This is a genomic window from Streptomyces sp. NPDC057654 (assembly GCF_042800135.1).
Lineage (GTDB): Bacteria > Actinomycetota > Actinomycetes > Streptomycetales > Streptomycetaceae > Streptomyces.
Genome location: NZ_JBHVHQ010000008.1, coordinates 1 through 15592, shown reverse-complemented (window position 1 = coordinate 15592; position 15592 = coordinate 1). Strand labels below are relative to the sequence as shown.

Below are 15592 nucleotides of genomic sequence, written 5' to 3'. Positions count from 1 at the left end.
GCGCTCGCCGCCTCAATGATTGCTGCGGCCTTGCGGGCCAGGACGGTCCCAACCTCGTCTGTTCCGGATGCGGCCTCAAGGTCGCGACGAAGGAGAGCGACCGCTGGACCGACAATCTGGTGGCCTTGACCGCCGCCGCGGTGAGTGAAGGCCCCCAGCCGAAGTAGGCCGTCGCCTCCGCAAGCTGATCCTGCTGCAGTAGCCTCCGCGGCCATCAGGCAGCATGGTCCCGGCTCTCCGTCGCGTTACGCGCGTGGCCGGGCCGGCATGCGGTACCAAAGCAAGCGACGGAGGCACCGGATGAAGACAGGCGCGGAGACGGGTTCGCTCCGTTGGGCGGTGGCCTGGATGTGCGTCACCTTTACCCGCAGCCTGAGCCCCGAGGAGGTCTTCACCCGGTACGGGGCCGACCCGGACCCGGCATGCCTGCTGGACTGGGACACAGCCTCCGACCTGGTCTCGCCGGAGACCGGCGACGGGACGGTCTCGCTGCTGCGGTCCGGCAGGATCGGTGAATGGGCCTTCTGCGTCGAGGAGGATGGCGGCATCGGCTTCGAGGAGGCAGTGCTCGCGGAGTTGTCCCGGGGTACCGAGACGTACAGCGTGGCGACCACCGAGGGGATGGACGTCTTCCAGTACTGGCGTGACGGCGAGTGCGTCGAGTACTTCGAGCCCGGCATGGAGCACACCCGGTCCGAACCGTACGGCCCCTGGTGGGGACAGGTGGAAGCAGCACTCGCCGCACACGAAAGCGAGGATGCCGGGGTAGCACCTGTGGTGGCCCTCGTCCTGGACCACCTCGGCATCACCCTGGACGACGCCACCCTCGCCGGGCCGTGGCCCAGCCTGACACTTGCCGAGGACGACGCACCGTCGGGGCCGCCGGAGGACCCCTCCTCGGGTGAGGGGCCGGTTCCGCCTGGGGTGGTCATCGTCTGGTAATACCCCGCAGCACTCCGATCGTGGCGTTTGCGTTCCAGGGGCGTCGTGCCCAGCTCAAGCGCCGGCGGTCACTTTCGTTTCGGCTCCCCAAGCGGGGCGGAGCGGGACCGGCCACCGCCACCGGCCCGGGGTCATGCTCAACCGGCCCTCGCAGGCGTCACGGCCGTGGGGAAGGGGGCATTTCGGCGGACATAGTGCATGGCCCGCTGCACCGGCACTGGACGTAGGCGACCGGCCCGCTCCGCGATCCAAGCTATGGCGTGGCCGGACCGCGTCCGCCAACGGGCCCACCCGGCGCCCGCCCGCAGCCGCCAATCGATCTATCAAGGACCCTACGGACCCGGTGGCCACGAGGTGATCGTGCTGGTTCCCAGCCGGGAACGTCACACGATCGCGCAACCCGACTGGACGCTAGTGCCGCATCAGGCATTGTTTGCCCCGTTGTGATGTGCCACGCCGTCTCGGTACTTCGCTGGGCGGCGCGTGTGCGGCACGCTGTCCCGGTGGCGGAACGAGTGCGCGTACGCGAGATCGACGGTGACGAGGGCAAACGGCTGCTGCGGATCATCCGCAGGGGCACTGGGTCAGTGGTGACCTGGCGGCGGGCCCAGATGGTCCTGCTGTCCGCGCAGGGCATGCCGACAGCGAAGATTGCCGAGGTGTCGTTCACCAGCAACGACCGGGTCCGCGATGTGATCCACAACTTCAACACCGACGGCTTCGACTCGCTCTACCCGAAGTACAAGGGCGGTCGCCCGAAGACGTTCACGCTGCCCGAGCGCCGTGAGATCAAGAAGATCGCCAAGTCCAAGCCCACCGAGCACGACCTGCCGTTCTCGGCCTGGAGCCTGACCAAGCTGGCGGACTTCCTGGTCGCCGAGGGGGTGGTCGACGACATCAGCCACGAGGGCCTGCGCATCCTGCTCCGCGAGGAAGGCGTCTCCTTTCAACGCATAAAGACCTGGAAGACCTCCCGTGACCCCGACTACGCGGCCAAGAAGGCCCGCGTCGAACACCTCTACGCAATCGCCGACGGCGAGGTCATACCCGAGGACGGCGAACCCGATGTCGTCTTCTGCATGGACGAGTTCGGTCCGCTCAACCTGATGCCGCACCCCGGACGGCAATGGGCCGAACGTGGCGGCAGTCACAAAGATCCCGCTCGCGAACCGCGCCGCAGGCGCCGGGCCACCTACAACCGCTACGGCGGAGTCCGGCACCTGTTCGCCGCCCTGGACCTGGCCAAGGACAAGCTCTACGGCCATATCAAGCCGGTCAAGAGACGGACACAGTTCCTGGAGTTCTGCCGCTACCTGCGCGCTCTCCACCCACCGGACACCCGCATAGCGATCGTCTGCGACAACTTCTCCCCGCACCTGACCACGAAACGCTGCCAGGGGGTCGGTACCTGGGCCGCGGACAACAACGTCGAGATCGCCTACACGCCGACGAACTCCTCCTGGCTGAACCGGATCGTGCGACACGAAAGTCGCTTGAGAAGAGTGGAAATCACCAAGGAGGTTCGACTGATGTCGAAGGTATAGGACCCGGGCCAGTGCACAGGGCTTGTTCCCGCCCCGGCGTGCGTCGTGAGTAATCGCGGGGTGCGAAGCCCGGGGAATTGCCCAAGGACCCTCGTTCCATCCGGGGGTTACAGGCTGGGAAATGCCGGACGGGTGAATGCGAATGAACCCTTGATGATGCCTCGTCATGAGCACTCTCGCCGATGGGCTGTTTCAGCGGGAGATAGGGACTGGCCGCTGGAAAGCGGCAGGCGCCGACCGGAGAAATCTGGCTGGTCGGGAGTGCACCGCCGTCCCCGGGGTGCAGAGGGCACCCTCCCCGGCAGCATCTCTCTCATGCGGAACGTGACAACCCCGATGGAGTCCAGGCAATGCAGTGCTGGCCTGGTAAGCCAACCGCAAGGAAGGCCCAAATCTCCAGCGGGCGCAGGAAGACCCAGCAAGCGAATGCCGGTCGCCGAAAGGCAGCAGGAAAACGAGAACCATGCACCGACACCTCCGTCGGCGGTTTCCGCATAACTGGCCGGATAGGGGCCGATGCCCCGACCTGAAAGGGTGCTGACGTGGGTCTGGTGAGCCTGTGAGGAATCGATGACCGAAGACACCTGAACCGAAGGGCAAGTTGGACGCCGTGACGACACACGTGGCTGGGGCGGCGCAAGCCGCTGCGACCGCAGCCGGCATGGCGAACGGACCGGAGGACGAGATCACCGACTGGTCGTCGATCGACTGGCGGAAGGTCGAGGACGACGTACGGCGTCTGCGGCAACGCATCTTTACGGCATCGCAGGCAGGAGACCTGGCCAAGGTCAGGAACCTGCAGAAGTTGATGCTCCGCTCCCGCGCCAACGCACTCGCGAGTGTGCGGCGGGTCACGGAGGTCAACGCTGGCCGCAAGACGGCGGGTATCGACGGGAAAGTCGTCCTGCTGCCCCAGGGAAAGGCCGAGATGGCCGACTGGGTCCAGCATGACGCGGCCCCGTGGAAGCCCAAGCCCGTCAAGCGGGTGTATATAGCCAAGGCGAATGGGAAACAGCGCCCACTCGGAATTCCCGTGATCGCAGACAGATGCCTACAAGCTCTGACGCTGAATGCAGTGGAGCCCGAGTGGGAGGCACGGCTGGAACCGAAGGTCTACGGCTTTCGACCTGGTCGCGGCTGTCATGACGCGATCGTTGCCATCCACACGACGGCGAGCGGCAAGAACGCCAAACGCCTGTGGGTGCTCGACGCCGACTTGAAAGCGGCATTCGACCGAATCGACCACGATCACTTGCTCGCGTCATTGGGCACTTTCCCCGCGAGGGGAATGATTGCCGGATGGCTGAAGGCCGGTGTGGTCGAGAAAGGTTGGTTCACCCCCACGGTGGAGGGAACTCCCCAGGGTGGGGTGATCAGTCCTGCGTTGTTGAACATCGCCTTGCACGGAATGGGAAGGGCCGCCGGAGTCCGCTACCAGAATCCCGGCAGTGATGCCGTGCTCCTGGCGCGCGATTCCCCGGTGGTGGTCGTCTACGCCGACGACCTCCTCGCCCTGTGCCATTCACGGGAACAGGCCGAGCAGGTCAAGGCACAACTGGCTGTGTGGCTCACGCCCCGGGGGCTGGCTTTCAACGAGGACAAGACGCGCATTGTCCACCTTGATGAGGGCTGCGACTTCTTGGGGTTTAATATCCGACGCTATCGCGGCAAGCTGCTGACCAAGCCGAGTAACGCGGCCCTGCGGCGGATCCGGGAACGGCTCGCCGCCGAGGTGCTGGCCCTGCGAGGGGCCAACGCCGACGCGGTGATCGCCAAGCTCAACCCGATCATCAAGGGCTGGTCCGCTTACTACCGGATCGGGGTATCCAAGCGGGCGTTCAACTCGCTGGACGCCTATGTGTGGAGGCTGGTCTACAAGTGGGCCAAGTTCTCCCACCCGAACAAGCCGATGCGCTGGGTGACCGCCCGGTACTTCGGCATGTTCAATCCGTTCAGGCAGGACACGTGGGTGTTTGGGGACCGCGCCAGCAGTTTCTACCTCTACAAGTTCGCCTGGACGCCGATCGTCCGGCACCGGATGGTGCCGGGGAGGGCGTCAACCGACGATCCCGCCCTGGCCGACTTCTGGGCCAAGCGGCACCGCCGCGGCAAACTCCCGTTGGGCAAAGGCACCTTGCATCTGCTGCAGAAGCAGGACGGCCGATGCCCGCTCTGCGGAGGGACGCTGCTGCACGCCGACGACGAGCCGCAAACCCCCGACCAGTGGGAACAGTGGCTCAAGGGCACCCGCACCGCGATCCGCAAACACGCGGTTTCCGCAGATGCGGGCAACGGCACGCCGGACAAACCCGCCACCTCACGCCTGATACACACCCACTGCCAGCGTCGGCTGGCCACTGGCCCCGGCCAGTGACCAGCACTTCTGTCCGCCCGCGAGCCCGAGGGGCTTGCTTGAGCCGGTTGCTCGGAAACGGGCATGGCCGGTTCTGAGGGGGGACCGCTGCAGCAATGCAGCGGTCCTACCCGACGAGGCCCAGTTCACCGCCCTGCGGTACTTCACCCTCGACGGCACCGATCACGCCTCCCACAAAGAACAGGGCAGCATGATCCGCCGATGCATCATCTGGCGAAACCGCCATGCCGACGACCGGCACCTCCGCACGGTCGTCGACAGGGCAAACGTTGCCTGATGCGGCACTAGTCGTCTTTCACGGTGAGGCCGAGGGCCTGGGCCAGCGCAGGTGCCATGTCCAGGAGCTGACAGGTACTGATCGTTGCGCCCTTCAAGGATTCGAGACCGGAGGCGATGCTCAGCCCGGCCGCCTTCCGCAGGTCGACGTTGGTCAACTTGACGTTGTCGAAGTGCGCCCGGTCCAGAGTGGATCCGGGGAAGGTGACGTTGATGAGCGTGGCTCCACCGAAGTCGACGTCGCGCAGGAGGCAGTCCACGAACGAGACGTTCCGCAGCTTCGCCAGCCGGGTGTTGACCGAGTCGAACTTGCAGTTGTGGAAAGTGACGCGGTTCATGCGCGAGCCGGAGATTTCTGTGCCGGCGAGGACCACCTCATCACACTCGCTGTCCATCCAGGTGGTCTCTGCGAGGTCTGCCCCCACCACGCGCACGGTGTGCAGCCAGACGTCGTCAAACTGGGCGCGCCGGTAACGGCCCCGCGTGAACGTCACTCCGGAGAACGCGGACTCGGTGAAGCCCGAACTTCCGCCGTCCACGTCTTCGAATACGCAGCCGTCGAAATGAAGCCAATCGTAGGTGCCCTCCCTTTCGATCCTCCCGATGAACGGCGTCAGGCGGTGTGCGTACGGGAGTTCGGCGAGTTCGCGGGGAGGACGAGCGCGCATCAGATGTCTCCAGGAGCCAGGAATCAGAGGCCGGTCACGGTCCGGGCCGGGACTCACCAGACTCCGATGGCAGGGGCCGGGCGAGAGAGGCTCCATGTCTACCGCAACTCGCCGCACATCCCTCAATTGCCGAAGACCGAAACGGGAAGACGCGGCGCCTATGGGAGCGTCAGCCCCTAGCGCCCCTTGCCCGCCACGCAGGGAAGCTGTCAAAAGTGCGCATCAAGAACGGAATTGCCTTCGTGTGCCGCGGCAAGACCACCGCCGCGCCCAGAGCCCTCCGCCTCGGCGTGGCGGCGAGCACGCGATGAACGGCTGACGGGGTGGGCATGCGCTGCTCCTCGGACAGCCGTCTGCCCAGCCGGATGCACAAGCGATGGATACGATCCGCGGGTGGCGATATGGCGCTGAGGTCCGTGACAGACAACCGTTTCCACCCTGTCCCCTTGTACACGGTCCCCGCCGACGCGGACGGCCCACGCCCCGGTGATGACCGGGGCGGACAGGGGCCGGTAGCAGCTGCCCCGCTATGGCGGGTGGAGGCGGGGCAGCCGCCGTGATCACCGGTTCCTGCAGAACCGGAACCGCCTCCGCCCACGTGACGGCGCGGGCCACACACGCCCAGCGGGACGGACCGGCGACCGCGCCACGGAACCCGGAATGGGGTCGGCTCCGATCGTGGCGACGGCCGGTCTGAGTACCGCCCGCGCCTACCGGCACAGGCGCCCGAGCAAGACGGCGCTTTGATGCCTTCGCCTTCCCTGACTGTCCAACGACATCGATCAGCTTGGATACGCGATAGCGCTGACTGGTGGGCAGTGTGGGCGAGATGTCTCAGATGGGTATGGGTCCCCGTCTCCCTTGCTGTCGGGGCCGCATCTCGATGGCAGGGGCTTCCGCCGCTACGCGCCGGAAGCCGGTATCGTCGCCCAGACTGCCAGCGCGGTACGGGTCTTTGATGCATGGCATGCGTCTTCCGACGCGTCTCTCAGAGGCGACTGATCAGAGGTGGAAAGGGTGAACGTATGTCTGACGACGAGCCGACCTTGGCCCTGACGGGTCTCGAGGTGGGAACTGTCGAGACAGTCACTGAAGAAGGGGCTGGACTCTCTTTGATTCTCAGGCTGTCCGGCAGGGTCAACGGCCAAGGGCCAGTGGTCGCACAACGTGTCGCCATTCACCCGGACAACCTTGCCGAGTTTCTGAACATGGTGAACCGACAAGCGCGGTTGCTGTTCCCTGACCGCATACCGCCAATTCAGTGATCATCAGGCCGGACTCCGGACGTCACGTCGTACAGCCGGAGCCCCAGTAGTCGCGGACAGGCCCGGCAGGACGCCGCGGCCGTCTGGCACCTTGTGACCATGGTGCCGCGCTCTTCCGCCGGCGAGCTGATGGGGCTGCTATACTCGGTTTCGTCCAATTCGGCGCCATCTGATTGCGTCACGACGTGCGGTGTCCGGCGACGGGATCGCACAAGAGGCCCGAGCCCCGGTCTGGTCGCCGGGACTGCGAGCCTCCTGCAGTCACCGAGCCCGGTCGTCCATCTAGCGACCGGGCTCGCTGCTTGCACAGCCACCCGGGTCGTGTCCGTCGGGTTCGGGGTGAGCACTCGGCGAGCCGAGCGACTACCTCACCAGGGCGATGATCGCTACCAGCACACTCGCTGCCGCGAGGAAGACGTGCCACCTCTCGGGCCCCGGGGGCCAGCGGCCCCATTGCAGGACCGCGGAGAACATAGCGGGGTGGGGTAGGCAAATGACGGTTCTGTCACGGGGTTGGCCAGCAGGAGGCTGCCGTGGAAACGCCGGGACGGGAGCGCCGCCCCGGCGTGACGGGCCCGTCACAGTTCGGCGAGAGCGCCGATCTTCGTGTCCTCGCGGGCGAAGGCGACCTTGTCCACGGACTCGTCCCGGGATTCGGCCACCCGTGCCACGAGATCCTGGAGCACGCACACCTCGATGAGGGCGCGCTGCGCCGGGGTGAATGCGGCGGGTATCCGCAGGGGGACGGCTCCGGGCGGGAGCGGGACGGACTCGTCCGTGACGGCCAGTACGGCCGTCGGTTTCTGCAGCAGCTGCGCGGCGAGCGCCGCCTCCCGCCCGCCGCCGATCACGATGTGGCTCGTCGTGGCAGAGGCGACGTCCATTGGCCCGTGCAGGTAGGTGCGGGTGCCGTAGGCGGTGGCCGGTACGAGCGGGCCCTCGCGGAAGAGCAGTGCCGCCGCCTCGGCCGTGGTCAGCTGCGGTGCCGAGGCCACGACATCGAGCGTTCCGTGCCGCAGTGGCCCGGCCGCGAAGTCGGCCAGCCGGTCCGCTTCCGCGGCCAGGGCCTTCTCGACTGCCTCGGGCACGCGCGCCCAGCCGCCGTGGACGCGTCCGCCGGTGAGCACGTCCGTGAGCATGCCCAGCGCCGCGAAGGTGACGACGAAGCCGACCGTGGAGACCCTGCTGTCGGGGTAGTCGCCGGCGGACACTGTGGTGCCGGCCGCCTCCCGGAGCGGGCTGTGCTCGGCGTTGGTGAGCGCCACGGTGGCGACGCCTGCCGCGCTGAACCGGGCCACGAGGTCGGTGGTCTCTCTGCTGCGGCCGCTTTGCGAGAGCGCGAGCACCGCGTCGTAGCCTGTGGTGGTGATCGGGTAGTCCGAGCAGTCCGTGCGTGCGGCTTCGATGCCTGAGGCCCGCAGGTCGTGCAGGGGTGTGGCGAGCGCCGCGTGGCTCGCCCCGATCCCCGCGAGGAGGATGCGCCGCCAGGAGGGCCGCCACCGCTCCAGCCGTTCCGGCAGCCGGGCGGCGAGCTCGCGCAGGGCGGGCAGTTGTGCCGCGCGTCCCTCGGCGAAGGTGTATCCGTAGGTGGGAACGCCGCTCATGCGTCCGCTCCGTTCTCCTGCGTGCTGCCGCGCGGGTGCCAGGCCCGGCGGGCGACGGCGGGCACGTAGTCGGTGAGGTCGAGGGGGAAGTGGACGACGGTGGCGGTTTCGGCCGCGTAGTAGGCGGCCATGAGGAGTTCGGTGACGGCGACGCCGCTGTCCAGGGACTCGGCGGGCTGCCGGCCGTCGGTGAACATCCGGGTGATGTGGGTGTTCTCGGCGACGTAGCCGTAGGCCGCGGGTTCGTCGGCGATCACGGGCATGAGGCCCTGTTCCGCGTTCTGTTTCTCCAGCATGTCCTCGCCCTGGTTCTGCTGCAGGTCCCGGGAGAAGAAGACGGTCGCGTCGCCGGTGAGCGAGTTGGCGTTCATCGAGTACTCGGGGCCGAGGAGTTCGAAGGACAGGCGCATGCCCGCGCCCACGTAGCCCCATGAGGTCATCGCCTCGACGATGACGGGCTCGCCGTCGCCGTTGACGAAGGTGTAGGTGGCGTTGGCGTAGTCCTCGGACGGGGTGGTCCGGTAGTCCTGCACGCCGGGGTGGGTTTGTTCCAGCTGGGCCGCGTACCGCTCGCGCCCCCAGCGCAGCGAGGCGATGGTGGCGGTCACCGACACCGGCCGCAGCCAGTCGCCGGGGTTCTTCCCGGGCGGGGTGAGGAGGAAGCGGCCGGCCTCCAGGGAGTGGCACATCAGGTCGTTGAGGACGCCGCCGCCCTGTGCCTGGCTGTCCCAGAACCATGCGGAGTGGGGCCCGGAGTGCTCCTCGGTGCACCGGGCCAGGTAGGGGGTGCCGGAGTGGCTCGCGCCGCGGGCCCACATGAGCTCCCGGGTGCGGGTCAGCCGTGGCGCGTACACCTGGTTCTCCAGGTAGGCGTGGCGCAGCCCGGACTCCTCTACCAGGCCGGCGACGTGGCGGGCCTCGGCGAGGTTGCGTCCCAGCGGTTTCTCCACGGCGATGCCGCGCAGGGCCGCCCGTCCGGAGCGCACCTCCTCGCACACCGCCCGGATCACGTCGACGCGGGTGTGGTTCGGGGTGAGCACCCAGACGGCGTCGACGCGTTCGTCGCGCACCAGCGCGGCGATGTCGTCGTACGGGGTGACGTCGGTGCCGACCCGCAGCTCCTCGGCGTACGAGGCGAGTTCGCGGGCCCGGTCGAGGGTGCGGGAGTGGGTGGCGACGATGTCGGAGCCGCGGATGGACTGCCAGGACCTGACGTGGAAGTGGGCGATGAAGCCGCTGCCGATGATGCCGATGCCGAGCGGCGCGTCGTGTGCTGCGTTCACGGAAGTGGTGTCCTTGCTCTGGGCGGAGGGTGCGGTTCGGCGGTGCGCGGGAGGGGCGTCAGCCCTTCACCCCGGTGAGGGTGATGCCTTCGACGAAGGTGCGCTGGGCGAAGAAGAAGACGAGGACCACGGGGAGGGTGGCGAGCGTGGTGACGGCCATGATCACTCCCCAGTCGGTGCTGTGGGCGCCGTGGAAGGAGGCGAGGCCGTAGGCGACGGTCCAGTGCGCGGGGTTCTCCGAGGTGTACAGCAGCGGCCCGTAGTAGTCGTTCCAGCACTGGAAGAACATGAAGATGGAGGCGGCGGCGATGCCGGGTTTCGCCATCGGGACCACGACCCGGGTCAGCACGCCCCACTCGCCGTTGCCGTCCAGGCGCGCGGCGTCCAGGTACGAGGTGGGGATGGAGAGGAAGAACTGGCGCAGCAGGAAGATGCTGAAGGCGTTGCCGAACAGGTGCGGGAGGATCAGCGGCCAGAAGGTGCCGACCACCCGCAGCTGTGCCCACATCACGTACAGGGGGACCTGGGTGACCTGCGGGGGCAGCAGCATCGCGACGATGACCGCGAAGAAGAGCAGGTTCGCGCCGCGGAAGCGGACCTTGGCGAGGAGGTAGGCCATGGGTACCGAGGAGAGCAGCATGAGGAGCGTCGAGCCGCCCGCGTAGAGCAGGGAGTTGGCGAACCAGCGGCCGAGCGGTGCGGTGCGGAACGCGGTGAGGTAGTTCGACCACTGGAAGGGGTGCGGCCACAGCGCCCCGGTCAGGGTCTGGTGCCCGCCCATGAAGGAGGTCAGGACGACGAAGACGACGGGGATGAGGAAGATGATGGCGAGGGCGATGAGCAGGGCGTGCTCGGCCACGTAGCCGAGGGCTCTCCTGATGGTCATGGCGTCATGCCTCCTTCTGGCGGAAGAGGCCGGCCTTGCGGAGCAGGATGGCCATGACGGCGGCGGCGACGGCGAAGAGCACGACGGCCATCGCGGCGGCGTAGCCGAGCTGGAAGCTGCTGAAGCCCTGGACGTACATCCACTGGGTGAAGGTGAGCAGCGAGTCGTCGGGGTAGCCGAGCAGCTGGTCGGCGCCCGCGTCGATGCCGGTCTTCCCGTTGGCGACGGTGGAGGCCACGGCGGCCTCGGTGAAGTACTGGAGGGCGGCGATCACGCCGGTGACGGCGGAGAACAGGATGACCGGCGAGATGTTCGGCAGGGTGACGTAACGGAACGTGGCGACGGGGCCCGCGCCGTCCAGGTCGGCCGCCTCGTACTGGTCTTTGGGCACGTCCAGCAGCGCGGCGAGGAAGATCACCATGATGTCGCCCATCATCCAGACGCCCAGCAGGAGCAGGGACGGCTTGGACAGCGCGGGGTCGTTGAACCAGAGCGGGCCCTTGAGGCCGAAGGCCCGCAGCAGCGCGTTGACCGGCCCCGCCCCCGGGTTGAAGAGGAAGACGAACCCGACGACGGAGGCGACGGGCGGCACCAGGGCCGGTATGTAGAAGAGGGTCCGCCACAGGCCGGCGGCGCGCTTACGGCGGGTCAAAAGGAGCGCGATCCCGAGCGAGCACGCCATGCGCACCGGGACGAGGATCGCCATGAACCACAGGGTGTTGAGCGCGGCCTTGCCCACGCGCGGGTCCTGGGTGAAGAGGTAGGTGTAGTTGCGCAGCCCGATCCACTTCGGCGGGCTCGCCAGGTCGTAGTTGGTGAAGGAGTAGAAGACGTTGGCGCCCAGCGGGTAGGCGAAGAACACCAGGAGCCCGATGAGGGCGGGGGCGGCCATCGACCAGAAGACGAGCCGCGAGCGCAGGGCGCGGCGGGCGCGGGCCCGGCGGGCCGGGTCCGCGGAGGTGGGGCGGCGGCCGCGCGTGGGGCCGGTGGGCTCCGCGGCCGTACGCCGGGCGGCCGGGGGCCGGTGGAGGGAGGTCGGGGAATCGCTCATGGGTCACTTCGCTCGTCGCAGGCCGAGTGCGTTGTCGATGTCCGTGTCGACCTTGTGCAGGCCGCCGTCCAGTCCGCGCCCCGAACCCTGCTGGTATCCGGTCCAGAAGGCGTCGACGGTCGCGGTGAGGGTGGAGCCGATCTCGGTGACCGGGCTGGTGTCGCTCGCGGGGTGCGCCGAGGCGTCGATGAAGGTGCGGTACGGCGGGGGCGCGTCCAGGTGGGGTGAGGCCGCCGCGCTCTTGAGGGTGGGGATGTTCTTGATGCCGTTGGCGAGTTTCACGGCGGCGTCGGTGTCGGTGGTCAGGTATTTCACCAGCGCCCAGGCCGCCTCCTTGCGGGCGGAGCGCTTGTTGATGCCGATGTCCGCCGCCGAGGTGGCGCCGCCGCCGTAGCGCTGGCCGCTTCCGTCGAGTACGGGGAAGGGCGCGGTGCCGTACCGCAGACCTTTCGCCTGCTCCTGGATGAACGCCACCCGCCACTCGCCGTCGAGAACCATCGCGACGCGCCCGGTCTGAAAGGCGTTGTCGGCCGACCACTCGTCGCCCAGGCCGGCGGTGAAGGTTTTGAGTTTGGCGTAGCCGATCCGCTGGACGAATTTCTGCTGCCAGGTCATCAGCGCGTGCCACTGCGGGCTGGAGCCCAGGGCGGCGTCGCCGTCCTTCATCCAGCGGACGTTCGCGGCGTGCCCGAGGGTGGATGAGGTGTTCTGCTGGAAGCCGACGAGCGGGTTGAACCCGAGCGTCTTGAGCGAGCCGTCGGCGTGGTAGGTCGTCAGTTTCATGGCCATGTCCTCCAGTTGCCGGAGGGTGCGCGGGGGCGTGCGGTAGCCAGCCCGGGACAGCAGCGTCCGGTTGTAGTAGAGGCCGTAGACGTCCGAGGTGGTGGGCAGGGCGCAGCGGCGTCCGCCGAAGGCGGTGGCCTGGGCGAAGATGCCCTGGAAGTCGTGGTCCGAGATACCGTCCCGGCGCATCCACGGGGCCAGGTCTTCCATGGTCTTGCAGGCCGTGCCGAGCGTGGTGTTGACGTTGGTGATCATCGCGTCGGCGTCGCCGCCCGAGGACACCACCTGGGTGATCTTCGTGTCCGGCTGGCCGCTGTGCACGGTGACGTGCACGTCCGGGTACTTCTGCTCGAAGTCGTCCACGGCCGCCTGGACGACCGTCGCCTCCCGGCCCGCGTAGTGGTGCCAGAGCTGTACGGAACCGGAGAGGTGGGAGGGCGCTTTCGCGGGGACGGGGCCGTCGGTGCCGGCGGCGCAGCCGGTGAGCAGCAGCGCGCCGGCGACGAGGCAGGTTCCGGTCCGGCGCAGGCGGCGCAAAGGGCGCAAGGCTGGGTGCATGGCGGAGCCTTCCTGCTGAGCGGTGTGCGAGGTGGTGCCGGGGTGAACTCCTGAGAACGGGGTGTCGGGACGGACCGGGGCGGACGGCCGGGGTGAGAGGGCGGCCGGGTGCGCCCGCCGCCGTCAGTCGATGCTGCGCAGCCGGTCCGCGAGGACGCTCGCCTGGTCCTGCTCGGGCAGGGAACCGGCCGCGCGGGCGAGGAGCGCCTCGCGCAGCCGGAGGCCGAGGGTGGTGCGGGCGCCGTGCAGGACGGCGTCGCCGGCGACCGCGCTCACCCGCACGGTGGGGTCCCACCGGGTGTGCTCGCGCAGATGGCGCCGGGTCAGCTCCGCGAGCCGGTCGCCGCCGGCCCGCCCGACGGGGCCGCCGAAGACCACGACCTCGGGGTCGATGACCCCCAGCACCGGGATCACGCTCTGGGCGAGGCGGGGCGCGTAGATCTCGGCGGCCCGGCCGGGGAGGCGCTCCCCGGCGAGCACCCGCGCGAAGCCGTCCTCGCCCCATCCCGCCTCGCGGCAGATACGGTCGAGGGCGTGGGCGCCGAGCAGCCCCTCGAGGTCGTCGGCGTGGAGGTCCGGGCCCGTCATCCCCCGGGGCACCGGGAGGTTGCCGATCTCGCCCGCTCCGCCCGAGGCGCCGCGCAGCACGGTGCCCGCGATGTCGACGGCCAGGCCGATGCCGTAACCGGCCCACAGCAGGGCGAAGGTGCCGGTGGGGGAGTAGTCCCCGGCGTCCCGCTCCGCCACGGCCGCGAGGTTCACGTCGTTGTCCACGTGGACCTCGCAGTCCAGGGCGCGCTTCAACTGCTGGCAGATGCTCTTGCGTGACCAGCCGGGCAGCGCCTCCACCGAACTGAGCTCGTCGGAGCGGGGGTCGACGCTGCTGGGCACGCCCACGCAGATGTGCTGGATCGCGGTGAGCGGGACCTCGGCGGCCCCGCAGGCGTCGAGCACCGCGCCCGCGACGTCGCGAGAGGCGCTGCGCTGCGCGGGCATCCCGGAGGCTGCCTTGCAGGTGGTCGGGTGCTCCGTGCCGACGACGTCCACGACGGCCGACCGCACCCCCTCCTGGTCGACGTTGATCGCGACGCCGTACGCCAGATCGTTCCGCACCCCGTAGACGGCCGCCTGGGGGCCGCGGCCGGCCGCCTCCTTGCCGACGGCCTCGATGAGGCCCTTGTCCTCCAGGCGCATGATCATCTGCGCCGCCGTCGGCCGGGACAGGCCGCTGAGCTCGCCGATGCCGTTGCGGCTGAGCGGCCCGTGGTCGAGAAGCAGCCGCAGGGCGGTGGCGGCGTTCTGATCACCGAGCCACGACGGCGTTCCTCGGACTGCCATGGCGCTTCTCCGTTCCCAGGTCGTCTCCAGCACGAGGAACGTATCAGAAACTTTCTTAATAGAAAGGGGGTGACGCTGGAGAGATCCTTTCGTTACCGGATCCCTGTTTATTCCGGCTTGCTGGCACTGCTTTCTTGAGGAATCCGGTGCCTCTGGTGTGAGCTCACCGGGGTGATCTACTATCTCGAAAGAAACTTACGAGTTGTGGAGGTGGAGGCATGGCCGACATGCTGCGCGTAGGGATACTCGGCAGCGGCGGAATCGCCACCGCGCCCTACGGGGTGCTGCCCAACGTGCACCGCTACCAAGGCCGCGTGGAGGTGACCGCGCTCGCCGACGTCGACCACGAGCAGGCCCGCGCGGTTGCCGCCCGGTTCGGCATACCCGCCGCCTTCGGCTCCCTGGAGGCGATGCTGGAGGGCGCGGAACTCGACGCGGTCGTCAACCTCACACCCATCCCCGTACACGCCGAGACCTCCCGGACGATCCTGGCCCACGGCAAACACCTCGCCAGCGAGAAGCCGCTCGCGGCCACCGTCGAGGAGGCCGACGAACTCATCGAACTCGCCCGCGCCCGCGGCCTGACCATCGTCTGCGCCCCGCCCGACCTGCTGTACGAGCCCTACGAGCGCGCGGGCGAACTCCTGCGCGCCGACGCGATCGGCAAGGTCGCCTTCGCCCGGGTCCGCAGCTCGCACGCCGGCCCCGGCGGCGGTCCCAACGGCTGGCCCTCCGACCCGAGCTGGTTCTACCGCGAGGGGGCCGGCCCCCTCCTCGACATGGGCGTGTACGGCATCCACGAGATCACCGGCCTCCTCGGCCCCGCCCGCCAGGTCGTCGCCTTCGCCGGGATCACCGAGCCGGTGCGCACTGTCCGCGGCGGCCCCTTCGACGGCCTGGAGATGCCGGTCACCACCCCCGACAATTACTTGATCACGCTGGACTTCGGCGAATCGACGTACGCGTCCGTCGACGCCACCTTCAACGTGCACGCGGCCCGCAGCCCCAAGGTCGAAATCC

At 68.6% G+C, this 15592-nt stretch carries 11 protein-coding genes and 2 pseudogenes; 6 read left to right on the top strand and 7 right to left on the bottom strand.

The window, feature by feature from the left end; genetic code table 11:
• Nucleotides 1–300 precede the first annotated feature (300 nt).
• The 4 genes and pseudogenes from ACFU99_RS01625 to ACFU99_RS01610 form a co-directional block, all read left to right on the top strand.
• A complete protein-coding gene (locus ACFU99_RS01625) occupies nt 301–942 on the top strand; it encodes a DUF6461 domain-containing protein (RefSeq protein ID WP_384384202.1) in 642 nt (213 codons plus the stop codon).
• A 503-nt stretch (nt 943–1445) separates the two neighbouring features.
• Nucleotides 1446–2441: pseudogene (locus ACFU99_RS01620) on the top strand (IS630 family transposase); the annotation flags it as partial.
• A 655-nt stretch (nt 2442–3096) separates the two neighbouring features.
• On the top strand, nt 3097–4860 hold the full coding sequence (locus tag ACFU99_RS01615; RefSeq protein WP_384384199.1) for a reverse transcriptase domain-containing protein: 1764 nt from the start codon (nt 3097–3099) through the stop codon (nt 4858–4860).
• A gap of 115 nt (nt 4861–4975) precedes the next feature.
• Nucleotides 4976–5137: pseudogene (locus ACFU99_RS01610) on the top strand (IS630 family transposase); the annotation flags it as partial.
• A 7-nt stretch (nt 5138–5144) separates the two neighbouring features.
• Here ACFU99_RS01610 and ACFU99_RS01605 read toward each other — a convergent pair.
• Nucleotides 5145–5804 carry a pentapeptide repeat-containing protein gene (locus ACFU99_RS01605; protein WP_384384197.1) on the bottom strand — a complete coding sequence of 220 codons (660 nt, stop codon included), beginning with the start codon at nt 5802–5804 and terminating at the stop codon, nt 5145–5147.
• Nucleotides 5805–6829: 1025 nt separating this feature from the next.
• Between ACFU99_RS01605 and ACFU99_RS01600 the strand changes: the two genes are divergently transcribed.
• On the top strand, nt 6830–7069 hold the full coding sequence (locus ACFU99_RS01600; RefSeq protein WP_384384194.1) for a hypothetical protein: 240 nt from the start codon (nt 6830–6832) through the stop codon (nt 7067–7069).
• A gap of 578 nt (nt 7070–7647) precedes the next feature.
• Here ACFU99_RS01600 and ACFU99_RS01595 read toward each other — a convergent pair.
• The 6 genes from ACFU99_RS01595 to ACFU99_RS01570 form a co-directional block, all read right to left on the bottom strand.
• Nucleotides 7648–8673, bottom strand: coding sequence for an SIS domain-containing protein (locus ACFU99_RS01595; RefSeq protein ID WP_384384191.1), 1026 nt, complete (start codon nt 8671–8673; stop codon nt 7648–7650).
• The gene (locus ACFU99_RS01590) at nt 8670–9956 is read right to left on the bottom strand and encodes a Gfo/Idh/MocA family protein (protein ID WP_384384188.1); all 1287 of its coding nucleotides are present in this window, start codon (nt 9954–9956) and stop codon (nt 8670–8672) included. Before ACFU99_RS01590 ends, ACFU99_RS01595 begins: the two co-directional genes overlap by 4 nt.
• A 58-nt stretch (nt 9957–10014) precedes the next feature.
• Nucleotides 10015–10842: a carbohydrate ABC transporter permease gene (locus tag ACFU99_RS01585; protein WP_384384185.1), complete on the bottom strand. Its 828-nt coding sequence runs from the start codon at nt 10840–10842 to the stop codon at nt 10015–10017.
• A gap of 4 nt (nt 10843–10846) precedes the next feature.
• Nucleotides 10847–11734 carry a carbohydrate ABC transporter permease gene (locus ACFU99_RS01580; protein WP_384384255.1) on the bottom strand — a complete coding sequence of 296 codons (888 nt, stop codon included), beginning with the start codon at nt 11732–11734 and terminating at the stop codon, nt 10847–10849.
• A 162-nt stretch (nt 11735–11896) separates the two neighbouring features.
• Nucleotides 11897–13234: an extracellular solute-binding protein gene (locus ACFU99_RS01575; protein WP_384384182.1), complete on the bottom strand. Its 1338-nt coding sequence runs from the start codon at nt 13232–13234 to the stop codon at nt 11897–11899.
• Nucleotides 13235–13357: 123 nt separating this feature from the next.
• Nucleotides 13358–14572, bottom strand: a complete 1215-nt coding sequence (locus ACFU99_RS01570; protein ID WP_384384178.1) for an ROK family protein — start codon at nt 14570–14572, stop codon at nt 13358–13360.
• Between the two features lie 218 nt (nt 14573–14790).
• Between ACFU99_RS01570 and ACFU99_RS01565 the strand changes: the two genes are divergently transcribed.
• On the top strand, nt 14791–15592 hold an 802-nt coding region (locus ACFU99_RS01565), incomplete at its 3' end, for a Gfo/Idh/MocA family protein (protein WP_384384175.1).

What these genes read in the sequence shown, in the direction of transcription:
- ACFU99_RS01580 (WP_384384255.1), bottom strand. Translation starts at nt 11,734, where the DNA reads ATGGCCGCCCCCGCCCTCATCGGGCTCCTGGTGTTCTTCGCCTACCCG.
- ACFU99_RS01600 (WP_384384194.1), top strand. Translation starts at nt 6,830, where the DNA reads ATGTCTGACGACGAGCCGACCTTGGCCCTGACGGGTCTCGAGGTGGGA.
- ACFU99_RS01605 (WP_384384197.1), bottom strand. Translation starts at nt 5,804, where the DNA reads ATGCGCGCTCGTCCTCCCCGCGAACTCGCCGAACTCCCGTACGCACAC.
- ACFU99_RS01625 (WP_384384202.1), top strand. Translation starts at nt 301, where the DNA reads ATGAAGACAGGCGCGGAGACGGGTTCGCTCCGTTGGGCGGTGGCCTGG.
- ACFU99_RS01570 (WP_384384178.1), bottom strand. Translation starts at nt 14,572, where the DNA reads ATGGCAGTCCGAGGAACGCCGTCGTGGCTCGGTGATCAGAACGCCGCC.
- ACFU99_RS01595 (WP_384384191.1), bottom strand. Translation starts at nt 8,673, where the DNA reads ATGAGCGGCGTTCCCACCTACGGATACACCTTCGCCGAGGGACGCGCG.
- ACFU99_RS01575 (WP_384384182.1), bottom strand. Translation starts at nt 13,234, where the DNA reads ATGCACCCAGCCTTGCGCCCTTTGCGCCGCCTGCGCCGGACCGGAACC.
- ACFU99_RS01585 (WP_384384185.1), bottom strand. Translation starts at nt 10,842, where the DNA reads ATGACCATCAGGAGAGCCCTCGGCTACGTGGCCGAGCACGCCCTGCTC.